The sequence below is a fragment of the Azospirillum sp. B21 genome (assembly GCF_008364825.1).
In the GTDB taxonomy this organism is placed as follows: domain Bacteria; phylum Pseudomonadota; class Alphaproteobacteria; order Azospirillales; family Azospirillaceae; genus Azospirillum.
Genome location: NZ_VTTO01000003.1, coordinates 605,431 through 621,745, shown reverse-complemented (window position 1 = coordinate 621,745; position 16,315 = coordinate 605,431). Strand labels below are relative to the sequence as shown.

At 67.8% G+C, this 16,315-nt stretch carries 12 protein-coding genes; 9 read left to right on the top strand and 3 right to left on the bottom strand.

The features are described from left to right. Positions 1 to 232 precede the first annotated feature (232 nt). Positions 233 to 997 carry an SDR family oxidoreductase gene (locus tag FZ983_RS11055; RefSeq protein ID WP_149223592.1) on the top strand — a complete coding sequence of 255 codons (765 nt, stop codon included), beginning with the start codon at positions 233 to 235 and terminating at the stop codon, positions 995 to 997. A 74-nt stretch (positions 998 to 1,071) separates the two neighbouring features. On the opposite strand, the gene FZ983_RS11050 is transcribed toward FZ983_RS11055, so the two are convergent. Next, complete coding sequence (locus FZ983_RS11050) at positions 1,072 to 2,622, bottom strand: Ppx/GppA family phosphatase (RefSeq protein WP_149223591.1); 1,551 nt, start codon at positions 2,620 to 2,622, stop codon at positions 1,072 to 1,074. A gap of 23 nt (positions 2,623 to 2,645) precedes the next feature. Then, positions 2,646 to 4,793: an RNA degradosome polyphosphate kinase gene (locus FZ983_RS11045; RefSeq protein WP_149223590.1), complete on the bottom strand. Its 2,148-nt coding sequence runs from the start codon at positions 4,791 to 4,793 to the stop codon at positions 2,646 to 2,648. A 190-nt stretch (positions 4,794 to 4,983) separates the two neighbouring features. Here FZ983_RS11045 and FZ983_RS11040 point away from each other — a divergent pair, with 190 nt between their 5' ends. The 5 genes from FZ983_RS11040 (at position 4,984) to trmFO (ending at position 12,044) form a co-directional block, all read left to right on the top strand. After that, positions 4,984 to 5,502, top strand: a complete 519-nt coding sequence (locus FZ983_RS11040) for a histidine phosphatase family protein (protein WP_149223589.1) — start codon at positions 4,984 to 4,986, stop codon at positions 5,500 to 5,502. Between the two features lie 99 nt (positions 5,503 to 5,601). Continuing rightward, positions 5,602 to 7,206 (top strand): CYTH and CHAD domain-containing protein, encoded by a 1,605-nt coding sequence (locus FZ983_RS11035; protein WP_149223588.1) that lies wholly within the window; start codon positions 5,602 to 5,604, stop codon positions 7,204 to 7,206. A 169-nt stretch (positions 7,207 to 7,375) separates the two neighbouring features. After that, positions 7,376 to 10,243, top strand: a complete 2,868-nt coding sequence (gene uvrA / locus FZ983_RS11030; protein WP_149223587.1) for an excinuclease ABC subunit UvrA — start codon at positions 7,376 to 7,378, stop codon at positions 10,241 to 10,243. 62 nt (positions 10,244 to 10,305) lie between these two features. After that, positions 10,306 to 10,500 (top strand): hypothetical protein, encoded by a 195-nt coding sequence (locus tag FZ983_RS34020; RefSeq protein ID WP_063634422.1) that lies wholly within the window; start codon positions 10,306 to 10,308, stop codon positions 10,498 to 10,500. A 200-nt stretch (positions 10,501 to 10,700) separates the two neighbouring features. Next, positions 10,701 to 12,044 (top strand): methylenetetrahydrofolate--tRNA-(uracil(54)-C(5))-methyltransferase (FADH(2)-oxidizing) TrmFO, encoded by a 1,344-nt coding sequence (trmFO, locus tag FZ983_RS11025; protein WP_149223586.1) that lies wholly within the window; start codon positions 10,701 to 10,703, stop codon positions 12,042 to 12,044. A gap of 22 nt (positions 12,045 to 12,066) precedes the next feature. Here the strand turns inward: trmFO and FZ983_RS11020 are convergent, their stop codons facing one another. Continuing rightward, entirely contained in the window at positions 12,067 to 12,921 is an 855-nt protein-coding gene (locus FZ983_RS11020; RefSeq protein WP_149223585.1) for a phytoene/squalene synthase family protein, read from the bottom strand. Positions 12,922 to 13,044: 123 nt separating this feature from the next. On the opposite strand from FZ983_RS11020, the gene FZ983_RS11015 reads away from it, so the two are divergent. The 3 genes from FZ983_RS11015 (at position 13,045) to hpnE (ending at position 16,312) form a co-directional block, all read left to right on the top strand. After that, positions 13,045 to 13,917 carry a squalene/phytoene synthase family protein gene (locus tag FZ983_RS11015; RefSeq protein WP_149223584.1) on the top strand — a complete coding sequence of 291 codons (873 nt, stop codon included), beginning with the start codon at positions 13,045 to 13,047 and terminating at the stop codon, positions 13,915 to 13,917. A 70-nt stretch (positions 13,918 to 13,987) separates the two neighbouring features. Further along, positions 13,988 to 14,911 carry a presqualene diphosphate synthase HpnD gene (hpnD, locus tag FZ983_RS11010; protein WP_149223583.1) on the top strand — a complete coding sequence of 308 codons (924 nt, stop codon included), beginning with the start codon at positions 13,988 to 13,990 and terminating at the stop codon, positions 14,909 to 14,911. Next, a complete protein-coding gene (gene hpnE / locus FZ983_RS11005) occupies positions 14,912 to 16,312 on the top strand; it encodes a hydroxysqualene dehydroxylase HpnE (protein WP_149223582.1) in 1,401 nt (466 codons plus the stop codon). It begins immediately after the preceding gene. Positions 16,313 to 16,315 lie beyond the last annotated feature (3 nt).

Sequence of the window (16,315 nt, the reverse complement as noted above, 5' to 3'; positions counted from 1 at the left end):
CCCAGCCGTCGCAATCCCGACGGAAGACTGACAGTTCTATGTTGCGCTGGACTGACATTCTGACATTGCGCCTACACACATAAAAAACACATAAGCAAGATTATGGAAATTATTGGACGTTCGGGGCGGAACGGGGCGGTTCCGACCTTGCGAATTCGAAAGCAAGAACCGGATAGCCTGCCATGGCCTGTGTTCGCGATTTTCGGGCCGTTCATCGCAACGGAGAATGGCCATGGGACAGATCGACGGAAAGATTGCAATCGTCACGGGCGCCAGTTCGGGGATCGGCCGCGAGACGGCGCTGCTGTTCGCGGAGCAAGGCGCGACTCTCGTGCTCGTGGCACGGAGGCGCGACGAACTCGAGCGACTGGCGGAGGAAATCCGGGACAGAGGCACCGAGGCCGTCGCAGTGGCCGGCGACGTCAAGGACGCAGAGGTTGCGCGTGAAGCCGTTCAGGTCGCCACTCAACGCTTCGGCGGTCTGGATATCGCCTTCAACAATGCCGGCGCCACCGGCGCCCAAACCTCGATTCCGGACATGACCGCGGAGATGTGGCATGACGTGATCGACACCAACCTGACCAGCGCCTTTCATGCAGCCAAGCACCAGATTCCGGCGATGCTCGCCTGCGGCGGCGGATCGCTGATCTTCACCTCCACCTTCGTCGGCCACACGGTCGGCTTTCCCGGAATGGGCGCCTATGCGGCGAGCAAGGCCGGGCTGATCGGGCTGATGCGAGTGATCGCCGCCGAATATGGCCCCCACGGCATCCGTGCCAACGCATTGCTGCCGGGCGGCACCGACACGCCGATGGGACGGGCGGTGTCGAACACGCCGGAGGCCTTGGCATTCGTCCAGGGGCTTCACGCGCTGAAGCGCCTCGCCACGCCACGCGAGATCGCCCAGTCGGCGCTCTATCTGGCGTCCGATGCTTCCAGCTTCACGACCGGTACGGCGATGCTGGTGGACGGCGGCGTTTCCATTACCGGAACCTGATACGATCGGGCCGCGGCCGCCATTCAGCGGCGAGCGGCCCGATTGCCCTGTTCCACAGGCCCTGCTCTGCCGCCCTACTCCGCCGCTTGTGGTCGCAGCGGCTGAACCACATCGCTCTTCAGGTTCATCGCCTTGGCGAGCGCGTCGATGCGGCGCTGCACCGCTTCGCCGGACGGCACGCTGCCGTCATCGGGAAGGGACAGCACGATGCGGCCGTCGCCCACCTTCAGGCTGGTCCGCTCCAGCAGCGCCGTGGCGCCGCCTGACAGCGTGTGGGCGAGGCGGAGTGCCAGCCCCAGCACCAGCGCCTTCATCCCCTGCCCTTCCGACACCAGGGTCCGCACCGGCGCGGTCAGTGGCACGTCGATGGTGCCCGAATAGCGGGCATGGGCGATGAGCGCCAGGAAGGCGCGCTCGTCATGGTCGAGCGCCGGGAACGGGTAGCGCAGCACGCGCAGAAAGGCATGCTCGGCCCTGTAATCGGGATGGTCGGCCCAGCCGACATCGCTCAGCAGGCAGGCGGCATGGCGCAGGCGGATGGCGTTGTCGTCCTCGCCGGCGAACAGCCCGGCTGTCCAGGACATCAGCAGAGCCGGGTCGCCCATCCGCCCGAAGCGCCGTGCCCAGTCGGCGGCCGAGGCCATCAGCGGGTCCTCGCGCTGCCCTTCCGGCGACAGCAGCGAATAGAGGTGGCCTTCCCGCAGGCCATAGGCGGAAAACACGAGCTTGGACGGCTGGGCGATGCGCAGCAGCCGCTCCAGCACCAGCCCGGCGAAGGGCAGCGTGTCCAGCCGGCGGCGCGACCCCGCCATCTTCTCCAGCGACGAGCGGCTCTGCCGGCCGATCAGACCGGTGAACTCCCGCGCGTCGGCGGACGGAATCGTGTAGTGGTGGATGATGTGCAGCGGGTGGCCGGACTGCTCCATATGCAGCTTGGCGATGGCGCGCCAGCTTCCGCCGACTGGGTAGAAGGGCCGGCCCTTCATCGCCGGCAACCAGGGCAGCGATTCCAGATGCTGGTCGATCAGCTTGGCCGGCCCGCCCTTGGAAGAGCCGACCTCCATCAGCCGCAAGGGCCCGAGCGGCAGCGTCACCTGCTTGCCGATCACGCCGCGGTCCAGCGTCACCAACTCCAGGCTACCGCCGCCGAGGTCGCCGACGAGGCCGTCGGCGCCGGGGGTGCCGGACAGCACGCCCATGGCGGACAGCCGCGCCTCTTCCTCCCCGCAGATGACGCGGACGGTCAGGCCGGCGCGGCGGCGGATGGCGTCGACGAAGGCGGCGCCGTCACGGGCATCGCGTACGGCGGCGGTGGCGATCACATCCAGCCGGCCGACGCGCATGCCCTGGGCCAGTGTGGCGAAGCGTTCCAGCGCCGCCAATCCCTGGGCCACGCCGTCGGGGTTCAGCAGGCCCGACTTCTCCACCCCGCGGCCGAGGCCGCACAGCACCTTCTCGTTGAACAGGGCGAGCGGCGAGCGGGTCAACCCGTCATAGACGACGAGCCGGATCGAGTTGGACCCGATGTCGATCACGCCGACGCGCTCCGCCGAACCACCGGCCGACGCATTCCAGACGGCGGAAACGTCGCCCGCAACGGCGGCCGCGCGATTGTCCTTGCTCATACTCAGACTCCCGTCACCCGTCCTCAGGACACCGCGTGCAGCATGAGCCGCGGCGGCGTGCGCTTGCTGCTGAGCGCGCTGCCCCGGCCCGACAGGCTGGGGTTGGTCATGAAGTAATTATGGGCGCTGAACGCGTCAGGGCCAGCTTTGATCCGATGGTACACGCCATCGGGGCCGAGCTTCCAGGTGCTTGCGTCGTCCTTCATGTTGGCGACCATGATCTGGTCGAGCACCTGTTCGTGCACCGTCGGGTTTTCGATGGGCACCAGGGTTTCAATGCGGCGGTCCAGGTTGCGTGTCATCCAGTCAGCCGAGGAGATGAAGATCTTGGCCTGGTTGCTGGGCATGGGATGGCCGTTGCCGAAGCAGATGACGCGGCCATGCTCCAGGAAGCGGCCGACGATGCTGCGCACGCGGATGTTCTCCGACAACCCCTTCACCCCCGGCCGCAGGCAGCAGATGCCGCGGATGATCATGTCGATCTGCACCCCGGCCTGGGAAGCCTTGTAAAGCTTGTCGATGATGACCGGATCGACCAGGGAGTTCAGCTTCACCCAGATCGAGGCCGGACGGCCGGCGGCGGCATGGGCGATCTCGCCCTCGATCAGGTCGGACAGGCGCTGGCGCAGGGTGATCGGCGCGATGGCGATCTTCTCCAGAACCTTTGGCGTGGCGTAGCCGGTCATGAAGTTGAACATCACGGCGGCGTCGTGGCACAGCGCCGGGTCGCAGGTGAAGAAGGACAGGTCGGTGTAGACCTTCGCGGTGATCGGGTGATAGTTGCCGGTACCGAAATGGACGTAGCTGCGCAGCGCCTTCTTCTCGCGCCGCACGACCAGCGACACCTTGGCGTGCGTCTTCAGATCGACGAAGCCGTAGACCACCTGGGCGCCGGCGCGTTCCAGGTCGCGCGCCCAGCGGATGTTGGCCTCCTCGTCGAAGCGGGCCTTCAGTTCCACCAGCGCGGTTACCGACTTGCCGGCCTCCGCCGCCTCGATCAGGGCCGCGACGATGGGACTGTCCTTGCTGGTGCGGTAGAGCGTCTGCTTGATCGCCACCACCTGAGGGTCGCGCGCCGCCTGCCGGATGAACTGCACCACCACGTCGAAAGATTCGTAGGGGTGGTGAACGACGATGTCCTTATGGCGGATGGCTGCGAAGCAATCGCCGCCGAAATCGCGAATCCGCTCGGGGAAGCGGGCGTTGAAGGGGCGGAAGACCAGATCCGGCCGCTCGTCGACGATCAGCAGCTTGGTGTCCGTCAGGCCGATCAGCCCGTCCAGGATGAAGACGTCGTCCGACGCCACGTTCAGTTCATGGCGCAGGAATTCACGCAGATCGGCCGCCATGCCGCTGTCGGTCGCCAGCCGGATGACGCTGCCGCGGCGGCGGCGCTTCAGCGCGCTTTCGAAGGTGCGGACCAGATCCTCCGCCTCTTCCTCGATCTCGATCTCGCTGTCGCGCAGGACGCGGAAGACACCGTGCGCCTTGACCTGGAACGGAGGGAACAGGCGGTCGATGAACTGCATCACCACCTTTTCCAGCTGGATGAAGCGGATGTCCGATCCCGGCAGGCGCATGAACCGTTCCAGCTGCGTGGGCAGCGGCACCAGCGCGTCGATGTGCCGGCCCTTGACCGGATCGTGCAGCTGAAGCGCCAGCGAGAATCCCAGGTTCGGCAGGAACGGGAAGGGATGGGCTGGGTCGACCGCGATGGGAGTCAGAATCGGGAAGATGTCGTCGAGGAACTTGGCCTCCAGCCAATCCAGCTCGCCTTCGCTGAGGTCACTGGGATCGACGACCGAGATTCCGGCCTCGCGCAGCTCGCCCTTCAGGGTGCGCCACATCGTCTGCTGGCTGTCCATCAATGCGGCGATGCGCTGCTTGACCGCCGTCAGCTGCTGGGCAGGCGTGAGATTCTCCGGGCTGGGCGCCTTCACCCCGGCGGCCACCTGCCCTTTCAGGCCGGCGACGCGGACCATGTAGAATTCGTCAAGGTTGCTGGCGGAGATCGACAGGAAGCGCAGCCTTTCCAGAAGGGGATGGTTCGGATTGGCGGCCTCGTCCAGGACACGCTGGTTGAAGGCCAGCCACGACAGCTCCCGATTGATGAAGCGTTCCGGAGCGTTGGGCTCGATGCCGACCGACTCGAGTTCCTGGAGATGCGTCACGTCAACCTCTGAAATCTTGGGACCCCGTCCGCCCCGGGCCGCGGTGCGGCGCCTCGGGCAACCGTTACATGGTGGGCAGACAGAGTATCCCATATGCGTTACGGTTTCAGGACTCCCATTTGGCGATGTACCAAGCCATCTCCCACCCCTTCCCCGCCATACGGCCAGTCTAATACGACCGAATCCCGCCATGAAGACGTTGTTCCTGCTGCGCCACGCCAAATCCTCCTGGGACGATCCGTCGCTGGGCGACCACGACCGTCCCCTGAACGCCCGCGGGGAGAAGGCGGCGTCGCTGGTCGGCGGCTATCTCGCCAGGCATCATGCCCATATCGACCTCGTCCTGTGCTCGACCGCGGTCCGGGCGGTGGAAACGCGCAAGCGGGTGATGACGGCGATGGGCGCACCCTATCCGCCGGTCGAGCATGAACGCGGCCTGTATCTGTGCGGCGCCCGCACGCTGCTGGAGCGGCTGCGCGACGTACCGGACAAGGCGACCGGCGTGATGCTGGTGGCCCACAATCCGGATCTGCACGAGTTGGCGAACGCACTGACCGGCAGCGGCGACCATCACCTGCGCCATGATCTGGCCGAAAAATTTCCGACCGGCGCCTGCGCCGTCCTTGTCTTCGAGACCCTGCATTGGGCGGACCTGGAGCTTGGCGCCGGCCGGCTGGCGGATTTTGTGCAACCGCGTAAACTCTCTTAACCTGCGGCGGCGGTTGGAGTATCCACGGAACCACCAGTTCCATTCCAGGCCACTTTGGCCGCCAGGCCATTTCGGCCGGATTCGGGAGGACGCCGACCCTTGCCACCCGCCATTCCGCCAGCCAATCCGTCGGCCGCCCCCGATGCGCAAGCCCCCGCCCCCGCCTTCCGCGAGGTGGAGCTGAAACTCCATGCGGCCTCGGCGGATCTGGCGCGGGTCGCCTCGCTGCCGGCCCTGTTGGCGCTGGCCGATGGGCCGGCGACGACTCAGCGCCTGCGTACCGCCTATTTCGACACGCCGGACCTGAAGCTGGCAGCCAACGGCGTGGCGCTGCGCGTGCGGCAGGAGGGCGACCGCTTCGTCCAGACGCTGAAGACGGTCAACAGCGCCAGCCCCGGCGATTCCGCCGCGGTCGCGGTGCGGCGGGAATGGGACTGGACCGTCGCGGGCGAGGCGGTGGATCGCGGCGTGCTGACCGATCCCGGCGTCGCCGGTCTGGTGCCGGCGGCGGCTCTCGACGATCTGGACTGCCTGTTCATCACCGATTTCCGCCGCACCACCCTGCTGCTCCGTCCCGATCCGTTGACGGCGGTGGAGATGGCGGTCGATGACGGGCGGGTCTATGCCGGCGGCAACTCGCTGCCGATCAGCGAGGTGGAACTGGAGCTGAAGGCCGGAAAGGTCGCCAGCCTGTTCGATCTGGCACTGACCCTGCAGGCCGCCATCCCCATGCGCATCGGCACCGAAAGCAAGGCGGAGGCCGGGATTCGGCTGGTCACCGGCAAGACGCCCCGCCCGGTGGAGGCCGAGCCGCTGGGCCTGTCGCCCCTGACCACGGTGGCCGAGGCCTATCGCCACATCCTGCGCCAGGCGTTGCGGCAGTTCCTCGCCAACGAGGCCTGCGCGCTGGGCGGCAGCGACGTGGAGGGGCTGCACCGCATGCGCATCGCGCTGCGCCGGCTTCGCATCGCCCACCGGCTCTTCGCGCCGCTGATCGCCTCCCCCGAAGCCGACCGGCTGGTGGAGGAGAGCCGGGCGCTGGCAAAACGGCTTGGACCGGCACGGGGCTGGGACGTGCTGATGTCCGGCGTCATCGACCCGCTGCTCGCCGACTCCTCCGCGCTGCCGGTCATCAACCGCCCGGCGCTGGACCAGCTTGCCGCTCTCGCCCGCTCTGCCGGGGCCGGTCCGGCGCGGGAGGCGATGGCGGCGATCCTGGCGCCCGGCTGCACCACCATGGTCCTGGGACTGGGGGCGTGGCTGGAGCATGGCCGCTGGATGTCGGAGGCCGAGGGCGACCGCCGCGCCATGTTGTCGGCGCCGGTCGCCACGCTGGCTGGCGGCTGGCTGTCGGCCCGCATGGCGAAGCTCGGCAAAGCGGCCAAGCCGCCGGAGGATGCCAAGGGCCGCGACAAGCTGCGCCGCCGGCTGCGCAGCCTGCGCTATACCGCCGATTTCTTCCGCGGCCTTTATCCGGAGGCCGCCGCCCTGCCCTTCTTCGCGACGCTTGAGCCGCTGCAGGCGGCGCTCGACGCCGAACAGGACGCCGTCACCGGCGCCCGCATGTTGGGCGAACTGAAGGGTGCGGACCCGAAGACCGCCGCCGCCGTCGCCGCCTGGATCGAGCGCCAGACGGACAAGCGGCGCAAGGCGCTGCCCGAACTGTGGAAGCGTTTCCGCGCGGTGCCGCCCTTCTGGTCATGACCGACCTGCGCCGGGCACCCGTGGCAATGACGCGCCCGGCGCATATATCGTCAGCCGGCCAGCGTCCGGCGGTCCCGCAAGAGACTCAGCAGGGCGGTCCGTATTTCGTCATGCGGCACGGCTGCTTGCCACTTTCCATCCGGATGGGCTTCGGGTAAAAGAACACTCCATGAACAAGTACATCAGCGTCCGCGGCGCGCGGGAACACAACCTGAAGAACGTCGATGTGGATCTGCCGCGCGACGAGTTGATCGTCATCACCGGCCTGTCAGGATCGGGCAAGTCGTCGCTCGCCTTCGACACGATCTATGCCGAGGGGCAGCGGCGCTACGTGGAAAGCCTGTCGGCCTACGCGCGCCAGTTCCTGGAACTGATGCAGAAGCCGGACGTCGATTCGATCGAGGGCCTGTCGCCGGCCATCTCCATCGAACAGAAGACGACGTCGAAGAATCCGCGATCAACCGTGGGCACGGTGACGGAGATCTACGACTACATGCGCCTGTTGTGGGCGCGCGTCGGCATCCCCTATTCGCCCGCCACCGGCCTGCCCATCGAAAGCCAGACGGTCAGCCAGATGGTGGACCGCATCATGGCGATGCCGGAAGGCACGCGCCTGCTGCTGCTGGCGCCGTTCGTGCGCGGCCGCAAGGGCGAGTACAAGAAGGAAATCCAGGACCTGCGCAAGCGCGGCTTCCAGCGCGTGCGGGTCGACGGCACCATGTACGAGATCGACGAGGTGCCGGCGCTCAACAAGAAGCTGAAGCACGACATCGAGGTGGTGGTCGACCGCATCGTGGTGCGCGAGGGGCTGGGCAACCGTCTGGCCGATTCGCTGGAGACCGCGCTGGGGCTGGCGGACGGCATCGTCTGGGTCGAGAATGCCGAAACCAACGAGTTGACCGTGTTCTCGCAGAAATTCGCCTGCCCGGTCAGCGGCTTCACCATTCCGGAGATCGAGCCGCGGCTGTTCTCCTTCAACAACCCGTTCGGCGCCTGCCCGGCCTGCGATGGCTTGGGCAGCAAGATCTATTTCGACCCGATGCTGGTGGTGCCGGACGAGCGGCTGTCGCTCGCCAAGGGCGCCATCGCGCCGTGGGCGGGTTCGACCTCCAAATACTACGACCAGACGCTGGAAAGCATCTGCGAGCATTTCGGCGCGTCGATGACCACCCCCTGGCAGGATCTGCCGGAGAAGGTGCGCCAGACCATCCTGTTCGGCTCGGGCGGGTCGGCGATCACCATGACCTATGACGATGGCCTGCGGCGCTATCAGACCAACAAGGCGTTCGAAGGCATCGTCAACAATCTGGAGCGTCGCTACCGCGAGACCGACAGCGCCTGGACCCGCGACGAGCTGTCGAAATACCAGTCCTCTCAGCCCTGCGAGGTCTGCAAGGGCGCTCGTCTGAAACCCGAGGCGCTGGCGGTCAAGATCCGCGGCCGCAACATCTCCGAAGCGGCGGAACTGTCCATCGCCGGCGCCGGCGCCTGGTTCAGCGAGTTGAACGAGCATCTGCGCCCGAAGGACCGGGAGATCGCCTACCGGATCCTGAAGGAGATCAACGAGCGGCTTGGCTTCCTCAACGCCGTCGGCCTCGAGTATCTGACACTCAGCCGCGGGTCCGGCACCCTGTCCGGCGGCGAGAGCCAACGGATTCGGCTTGCCTCGCAGATCGGCTCCGGCCTGACCGGCGTTCTCTATGTGCTGGACGAGCCGTCCATCGGCCTGCACCAGCGCGACAACGACCGGCTGCTGGAAACGCTGAAGCGCCTGCGCGACATCGGCAACACCGTCATCGTCGTCGAGCATGACGAGGACGCCATCCGCAGTGCCGACTATCTGGTCGACATGGGTCCCGGCGCCGGCCAGCATGGCGGCACCGTCATCGCCCAGGGCCGGCCGGAAGAGGTTCAGAAGAACCCCGACAGCATCACCGCCCAATATCTGAACGGCACCCGCTTCGTCCCGGTCCCCGACACCCGCCGGCCCGGCCATCCCGGCCAGTTCCTGGAGGTGCAGGGTGCGCGCGCCAACAACCTGCAGAACGTCTCGACGAAGATTCCGCTGGGCACCTTCACCTGCGTGACCGGCGTGTCGGGCGGCGGCAAGTCGACGCTGATCATCGAGACGCTGTACAAGGCGGTGGCGCGCAAGCTGATGGGTGCGCGCGAGCATCCGGCGGACCATGACGCAGTGCTGGGTCTGGAGCATCTCGACAAGGTCATCGACATCGACCAGTCGCCGATCGGCCGCACCCCGCGCTCCAACCCCGCCACCTACACCGGTGCCTTCACGCCGATCCGCGACTGGTTCGCCGGTCTGCCGGAATCGAAGGCGCGCGGCTACGGCCCCGGCCGATTCTCGTTCAACGTCAAGGGCGGGCGCTGCGAGGCCTGTCAGGGCGACGGCGTCATCAAGATCGAGATGCACTTCCTGCCCGATGTCTACGTCACCTGCGACGTCTGCCACGGCAAGCGCTACAACCGCGAGACTCTGGAAGTCACCTACCGCGACAAGACCATTGCCGACGTGCTGGACATGACGGTCGAGGAGGGCAAGGAGTTCTTCAAGGCCGTGCCCGGCATCCGCGACAAGATGGATACGCTGGAACGGGTCGGCCTTGGCTACATCCACATCGGTCAGGCGGCGACCACGCTCTCGGGCGGCGAGGCGCAGCGCGTCAAGCTGTCCAAGGAGTTGAGCCGCCGCGCCACCGGACGGACGCTGTACATCCTGGATGAGCCGACCACCGGCCTGCATTTCGCCGACGTCGAAAAGCTGATGGAGGTGCTGCACGCGCTGGTCGACCAGGGCAATACGGTGCTGGTGATCGAACACAATCTGGAGGTCATCAAGACCGCCGACTGGATCATCGACCTGGGTCCGGAGGGCGGCACCGGCGGCGGCGAGATCGTTGCCGAAGGCACGCCCGAGGATGTCGCGAAGGTGGAGCGCAGCTATACCGGCCGTTACCTCGCCCCCTACCTGAAGGCGAAGCCGGCTGTGCGGAAATCGGCAACCCGAAAGAGAGCGTGAACAAACGCAAGCTGCGCCGTGTTCTCCCCTGCAGAGTTCGCACTGCATGGGAGAAGAGGCGCATGAAGACGATTCTGACCGGTGTGGGCACCGCCCTGGGGGCCGCGCTGCTGCTGGCCGCCTGCGGCTCCGACGGCTCCACCACCAGCACGACGACCACCACGACCACCACGCCGAGCTACGGTTCGACCACCGTGACCCCGGCCCCGTCCGGCGCCACCACCATCGAACGCAGCACGACGACCAAGAGCGAGTGAGCCTCCGCTCGTCCTGGCGGTACACCGTTCTGGCAGATTTGATGTTCTGACTGACTCCTGATCGACTTGCGGCCGGCCTTCCTTGTGGGGGCCGGCCGATCTGTGTTGGCATGCCGCCGTTTGAGGACTGTCGTTTTGACAGCAGACAGCCTAGATTGCGCGCGAATCATCCGCAGTCTTTTGTCTGGAATATCGTCTCAATGACCGACACCCTTCGCCCCGTCCACGTCATCGGCGGCGGTCTCGCCGGATCGGAAGCCGCCTGGCAACTCGCCTCGCGTGGCGTCCCAGTCGTGCTGCACGAGATGCGGCCTGTCCGCAAGACCGAGGCCCACGATACCGACAAGCTGGCGGAGCTGGTCTGCTCCAACTCCTTCCGCTCGGACGACGCCGAATACAATGCGGTGGGGCTGCTGCACGAGGAGATGCGGCGCTGCGGCTCGTTGATCCTCCGCTGTGCCGACGCGCACAAGGTGCCGGCCGGCGGCGCGCTCGCCATGGACCGCGACGGCTTCGCCGATGCGGTGACGGAGGCTATCGGCTCACATCCGCTGATCACCCTGCAGCGCGGGGAGGTCGCCGGCCTGCCGCCGGAGGAGTGGGACAGCGTCATCGTCGCCACTGGCCCTCTCACCTCCCCCGCCCTGGCCGAAGCCGTCCGCGACCACACCGGCGAGGAGTCGCTGGCCTTCTTCGATGCCATCGCCCCCATCGTCTATCTGGAGAGCATCGACCTGTCGAAGGCGTGGTTCCAGTCGCGCTACGACAAACCCGGCCCCGGCGGAACCGGCAAGGACTACATCAACTGCGCCTTCGAGAAGGACGAATACCGCGCCTTCATCGCCGCGCTGATCGAGGGCGAGAAGCTCGACTTCAAGGAGTGGGAGAAGAACACCCCCTACTTCGAAGGCTGCCTGCCGATCGAGGTGATGGCGGAGCGCGGCGTCGACACCCTGCGCTACGGCCCGATGAAGCCGGTCGGCCTGACCAACCCGCACAAGCCGGAACGCCGCCCCTATGCAGTGGTCCAACTGCGCCAGGACAATGCGCTGGGCACCCTCTACAACCTCGTCGGTTTCCAGACCAAGCTGCGCCATGCCGAACAGGCGCGCATCTTCCGCATGATCCCCGGCCTGGAGAATGCCGAGTTCGCCCGGCTGGGCGGCATGCACCGCAACACCTTCCTCAACAGCCCGCGCCTGCTCGACGGCGCCCTGCGGCTGAAGTCGCTGCCCCGCCTGCGCTTCGCCGGGCAGGTCACGGGCTGCGAGGGCTATGTGGAGAGCGCGGCTGTCGGCCTGCTCGCCGGCCGCTTCGCCGCGGCGGAACGTCTGGGTCAGGAAATCAGCGGGCCGCCGGTCACCACGGCGCTCGGTGCCATCCTCGGCCACATCACCGGCGGGGCGGAGGCCGAGACCTACCAGCCGATGAACGTCAATTTCGGCCTGTTCCCGCCGGTGGACGACAAGATCCGCGGCCGCGACCGCAAGCTTGCCTACACCCGCCGGGCACTGGCCGACCTCGACAGCTGGCTGAAGGACTGACCGGCGTGATGGCGCGCGGGCGTCAGTAGCGCCCGCGCATCGCCGCCCAGCCCAGCTTCATCTGCCGGAACGGATTGGGCAGCAGCACGCGCGGGGCGAACACGTCGTTCCCCTCCCGCGCGATCACGCCCAGATGCAGGTCGGCCAGCGTGGCCGGCAGCAGCGCCGGCACCGCCGCCTTCGGCACCTGACGGCGCAGGGCGCGCGCCTCGGCCAGATGCCCGTGCGCAACGTCGGCGACCTCATTCACCACCGCCCGCAGTTCCGGGGTGGAGCGGCCGGCGAACAGATCCTCGCTCTTGGCGCCATAGCGCTGCATCAGGTCTTCCGGCAGGCGCTGGCGATGCTGGCGGGCCAGGAAGGGCGCCGCGCGCAGGATGCCGGCGAGGGCGTAGGCGATGCCGACGTGGCGCCCGGCCTGCATCGCCTCACCGTCCCGCACGCCCAGGATTTCCAGGGCCAGTTGGACGAGCGGCGCCCCGGTCACCTCGGCATAGTTGACGAGGCAGGTCAGGTCGGCCGGCGGCGTGTCGTCCAGGTCGGCTTCCCGCGCGTCGATGAGCCGGTCGAACAGGGCGCGGCTCAGCCCCAGCCCGCGCGCGGCTTCCGCAAGCGGATCCATCACGCCATGGCGGGGTACGGGTCCATCCTCATAGACGGCCTCTATGCCGTCACGCCAGAATTGAAGTCTCATCTGGCCCAGGATCGGTTCGCTGACGACCTCGCGGGTCTTCGCGATCTCCAGGTTGAAGGCGTAGAGTGCGAACATCGCCTCGCGCCTGTCGGCGGGAACGAACAGACCTGCCAGAAAGTGGTCGTTGTCATATTTCCGAACCTCCCGTCCGCAATAGGACAGGTCGGTCGCAGCCTTCACCATGGGATGCCTGATTGGAAAATGTGGGGAGGATCGACGGAAGGACGGGCCAAAGCCTGTTGCCACGCCTATATGAAGCACACAAGGTCGCATCGCCAGCCCCGACGCGCAGCAGGCAGGGATCCCATGACGGATTTCAACATCGCCCCGACGAAGCCCCGCAAGACCGGCCCGGTCGCCCGCAAGGACGAGACGGGGGAGAATTTCCCGGTCGCCTCCCGCCTGATTCCGAAACATCTGCGCCCGCATGTGATCGCCTTCTACCGCTTCGTGCGGCTGGCCGACGACATCGCCGACGATCCCGATCTCGAGCCGGAGACCAAGCTGGCCTATCTTGAGGCGCTTGAACGGGCGCTGACCTCCGGCCAGGCCAAGCACGCATACCTCAAGCCGGCGACCGAGCTGCGCGAGAGCCTGCAGAAGACCGGTGTCAGCGACCGCCATGCCCGGCAGGTGCTGCGTGCCTTCCGCCGCGACGCGGTCGGCGCCCGCTGCCACAGCTGGAGCGACCTGCTGCTGTATTGCCGCTTCTCCGCCAACCCGGTCGGCCGCTACCTGCTGGAGCTGCATGGCGAGGGGGTGGCCGCGGGGCCGGCCTCCGACGCGCTCTGCTCCGCATTGCAGGTGCTGAACCATCTGCAGGACGCGCGGGAGGACTGGACCCAGCTCGGCCGCTGCTACATCCCGCTGGTCTGGTTCGACGACGCCGGCATCAGCGTCGAGCGTCTGGTCGAGTGCGAGAGCGACGTCCGCATGCGCGCCATCTTCGATCAGGCGCTGGAGCATACCGACCGGCTGCTGGAACGCGCCGCCGCCCTGCCCGGCCTGATCCAGCACCGCGGTCTGCGGATGGAGGCGGCGGTGATCCTCAGTCTCGCCGAATCGCTGTCGCGGCGGCTGAAGGCGCGCGATCCGATGAAGGCGAAGGTCACGCTGGGCGCTCACCACAAGCTGGCGGCGGTGGCGCGGGGGCTGGCGCGGAGCTTCTCCGCCGCATAAACTCCCGGGCCACACGTCACGACGTGCACCGCCAAGCACGTCACGACGTGCAATGCCCAGGATGCGACAGATGACCCCTCCGCCGCTGGAGACGGCCCCGCTGGAACCGGTGTCCACGACATTGCCGGACAAGAAGGCTTCCGATACGGCGTCCGCCGTCACGGCCAAATCGGGCAGCACCTTCTACTGGCCGATGCGTCTGCTGCCCGCATCCAAGCGGGCGGCGATGTTCGCCATCTATGCCTTCTGCCGCCGCATCGACGATATCGCCGACGAACCTGGGGAGCCCGCCGTCAAGCGTGCGGCGCTCGACGTCTGGCGCAGGGGCATCCGCGACCTGTATGTCGGTGGCGCCCCCAACGGTCCGCTCACCGCCGCGCTGAAGGGCGCCATCGAGCGCTACGGCCTGCCGCGGGCGGAGTTCGAGGCGCTGATCGACGGCATGGCCATGGATGTCGCGGGCGAGGAGTCCGGCGGCATGCGCGCCCCCGACCTCGACACCCTGCGCCTCTATTGCCGCCGCGTCGCCGGTGCGGTCGGCATGCTGGCCATCCGCGTCTTCGACCGCGCCGATCCTTCCACCGAGCGATTCGCCCTCGCGCTGGGCGAAGCCCTGCAACTCACCAACATCCTGCGCGACTTGGCCGAGGATGCCGAACTCGACCGGCTCTACCTGCCGCGGGAGCTTCTGCTGGCTGCCGGCATCACCGGCGACCGGCCGGCGGAGGTGTTGGCGCACCACTCCCTGCCGCAGGCCTGCGAGGCGCTGGCGGACCTCGCCGAGGCCCGCTTTGCCGAGGCCAGGGCGGCGATCGGCGGGCAGGCGCGGGGCTCGCTGTGGGCGGCGACGGCGATGATGGTGCTGTATCACCGGCTGCTGCGGCGCCTGCGCGCGGCCGGCTGGCGTGACTTGAACGCCCGTGTCCGGGTCGGGCGGCGGGAAAGCGCTTGGGTGGCGGCGCGCTGCATGCTCGGCTTGCCGCCGGCCACCTGAATGACTGCCTCCCAGACCGTCTCCCATACCACCCATGTGATCGGCGCCGGGTTGGCCGGGCTGGCCGCCGCCGTCCGGCTGGTGGAGGCCGGCAGGCGGGTGGTGGTCTACGAGCAGGCTCCGCAGGCCGGGGGACGCTGCCGCAGCTTCCACGACGCCACGCTCGGCCGCTCCATCGACAATGGCAGCCATATGGTGCTCAGCGGCAATCGGGATCTCCTCGATTATGCCCGCCGCACCGGCGGTGCCGATGCCCTGGATGAGATCCGCCCGGCCGCCTTCCCCTTCCTGGACCTGCGTGACGGCGCTTCCTGGACTTTGCGGCCCGGCGGGCTGTGGCTGTTCGATCCGGCGCGGCGGGTCCCTGGCAGCCGGCCCCTCGATTACATCGCCGCCTTGCGCTGCCTGACCGCCGGCAAGGACCGGTCGGTCGCCGACCGGCTGCGGCCCGATGGCCGGCTGTTCGAGCCGCTGTGGCGCCCGCTGGCGGTCTCCGCCCTCAACGGACCGGTGGAGCGCGTCTCCGCCCGCCTGTTCGGCGCGGTATTGCGCGAGACACTGCTGAGCGGCGAGGCGGCCTGCCGCCCGATTCTGACCCCGCGCGGCCTGTCCGCCGCATTCGTCGATCCGGCGCTTGCCCGCCTGCATGCGGCCGGTGCGGCCGTGCATCTCGGCACGCGGGTGGACGGGCTGAGCTTCGACGGCGACCGCGTGACCGGCTTCTCCGCGGGCGGCAGCGCCGTGACGCTCGGCCCAGCGGACGAGGTGATCGTCGCCGCCCCGGCCTGGGCGGCGGAACGGCTGGTGCCCGGCCTGACGGTGCCGCCGCCGGGTGCGGCCATCGTCAACCTGCATGTCCGGCTGGACGGCCCGTTGCGGCTGCCCGGCGGCCTACCCTTCCTTGGGCTGGTCGGCGGGACGGCGGAATGGCTGTTCGCCCGCGACGACCTGCTGTCCGTCACCGTCAGTGACGCCGACACGCTGGCCGAAAGTCCGGCCGAGGAGGTCGCAGCGACGCTTTGGGTGGAAATCGCACCGCACCTTGGTCTGGACCAGCGACTCGGCCCCCCGATTCGCCCCTATCGGGTCGTCAAGGAGCGGCGGGCGACGCCGGATCAGTCGCCCGAATCGGTCGCACGCCGGCCGGGACCGCGGACCCGCTGGCGTAACCTGACGCTGGCCGGAGACTGGACGGAAACAGGACTTCCAGCCACGTTGGAGGCTGCCGTACGCTCGGGCAACCGGGCGGCGGAGGCCGCTTTGGCGAACGGAAATAACCCCATACGGCGTTCGGGACTGTTTCCGGCCTTCACAAGCTTCCGTCATGGGCCTATTTGGTCGGACGGAGGTGCCGTGCTCGCAAGGCCCGGCCCGGAAGGACAATCAAAGAAGAGAGGGTGAATT

Coding starts and splice junctions, on each gene's coding strand:
- FZ983_RS11050 (WP_149223591.1), bottom strand. CDS start 2,622: ATGAGCAAGGACAATCGCGCGGCCGCCGTTGCGGGCGACGTTTCCGCC.
- FZ983_RS34020 (WP_063634422.1), top strand. CDS start 10,306: ATGAAGACGATTCTGACCGGTGTGGGCACCGCCCTGGGGGCCGCGCTG.
- FZ983_RS11040 (WP_149223589.1), top strand. CDS start 4,984: ATGAAGACGTTGTTCCTGCTGCGCCACGCCAAATCCTCCTGGGACGAT.
- FZ983_RS11015 (WP_149223584.1), top strand. CDS start 13,045: ATGACGGATTTCAACATCGCCCCGACGAAGCCCCGCAAGACCGGCCCG.
- trmFO (WP_149223586.1), top strand. CDS start 10,701: ATGACCGACACCCTTCGCCCCGTCCACGTCATCGGCGGCGGTCTCGCC.
- FZ983_RS11020 (WP_149223585.1), bottom strand. CDS start 12,921: ATGGTGAAGGCTGCGACCGACCTGTCCTATTGCGGACGGGAGGTTCGG.
- FZ983_RS11055 (WP_149223592.1), top strand. CDS start 233: ATGGGACAGATCGACGGAAAGATTGCAATCGTCACGGGCGCCAGTTCG.
- hpnE (WP_149223582.1), top strand. CDS start 14,912: ATGACTGCCTCCCAGACCGTCTCCCATACCACCCATGTGATCGGCGCC.
- hpnD (WP_149223583.1), top strand. CDS start 13,988: ATGACCCCTCCGCCGCTGGAGACGGCCCCGCTGGAACCGGTGTCCACG.
- uvrA (WP_149223587.1), top strand. CDS start 7,376: ATGAACAAGTACATCAGCGTCCGCGGCGCGCGGGAACACAACCTGAAG.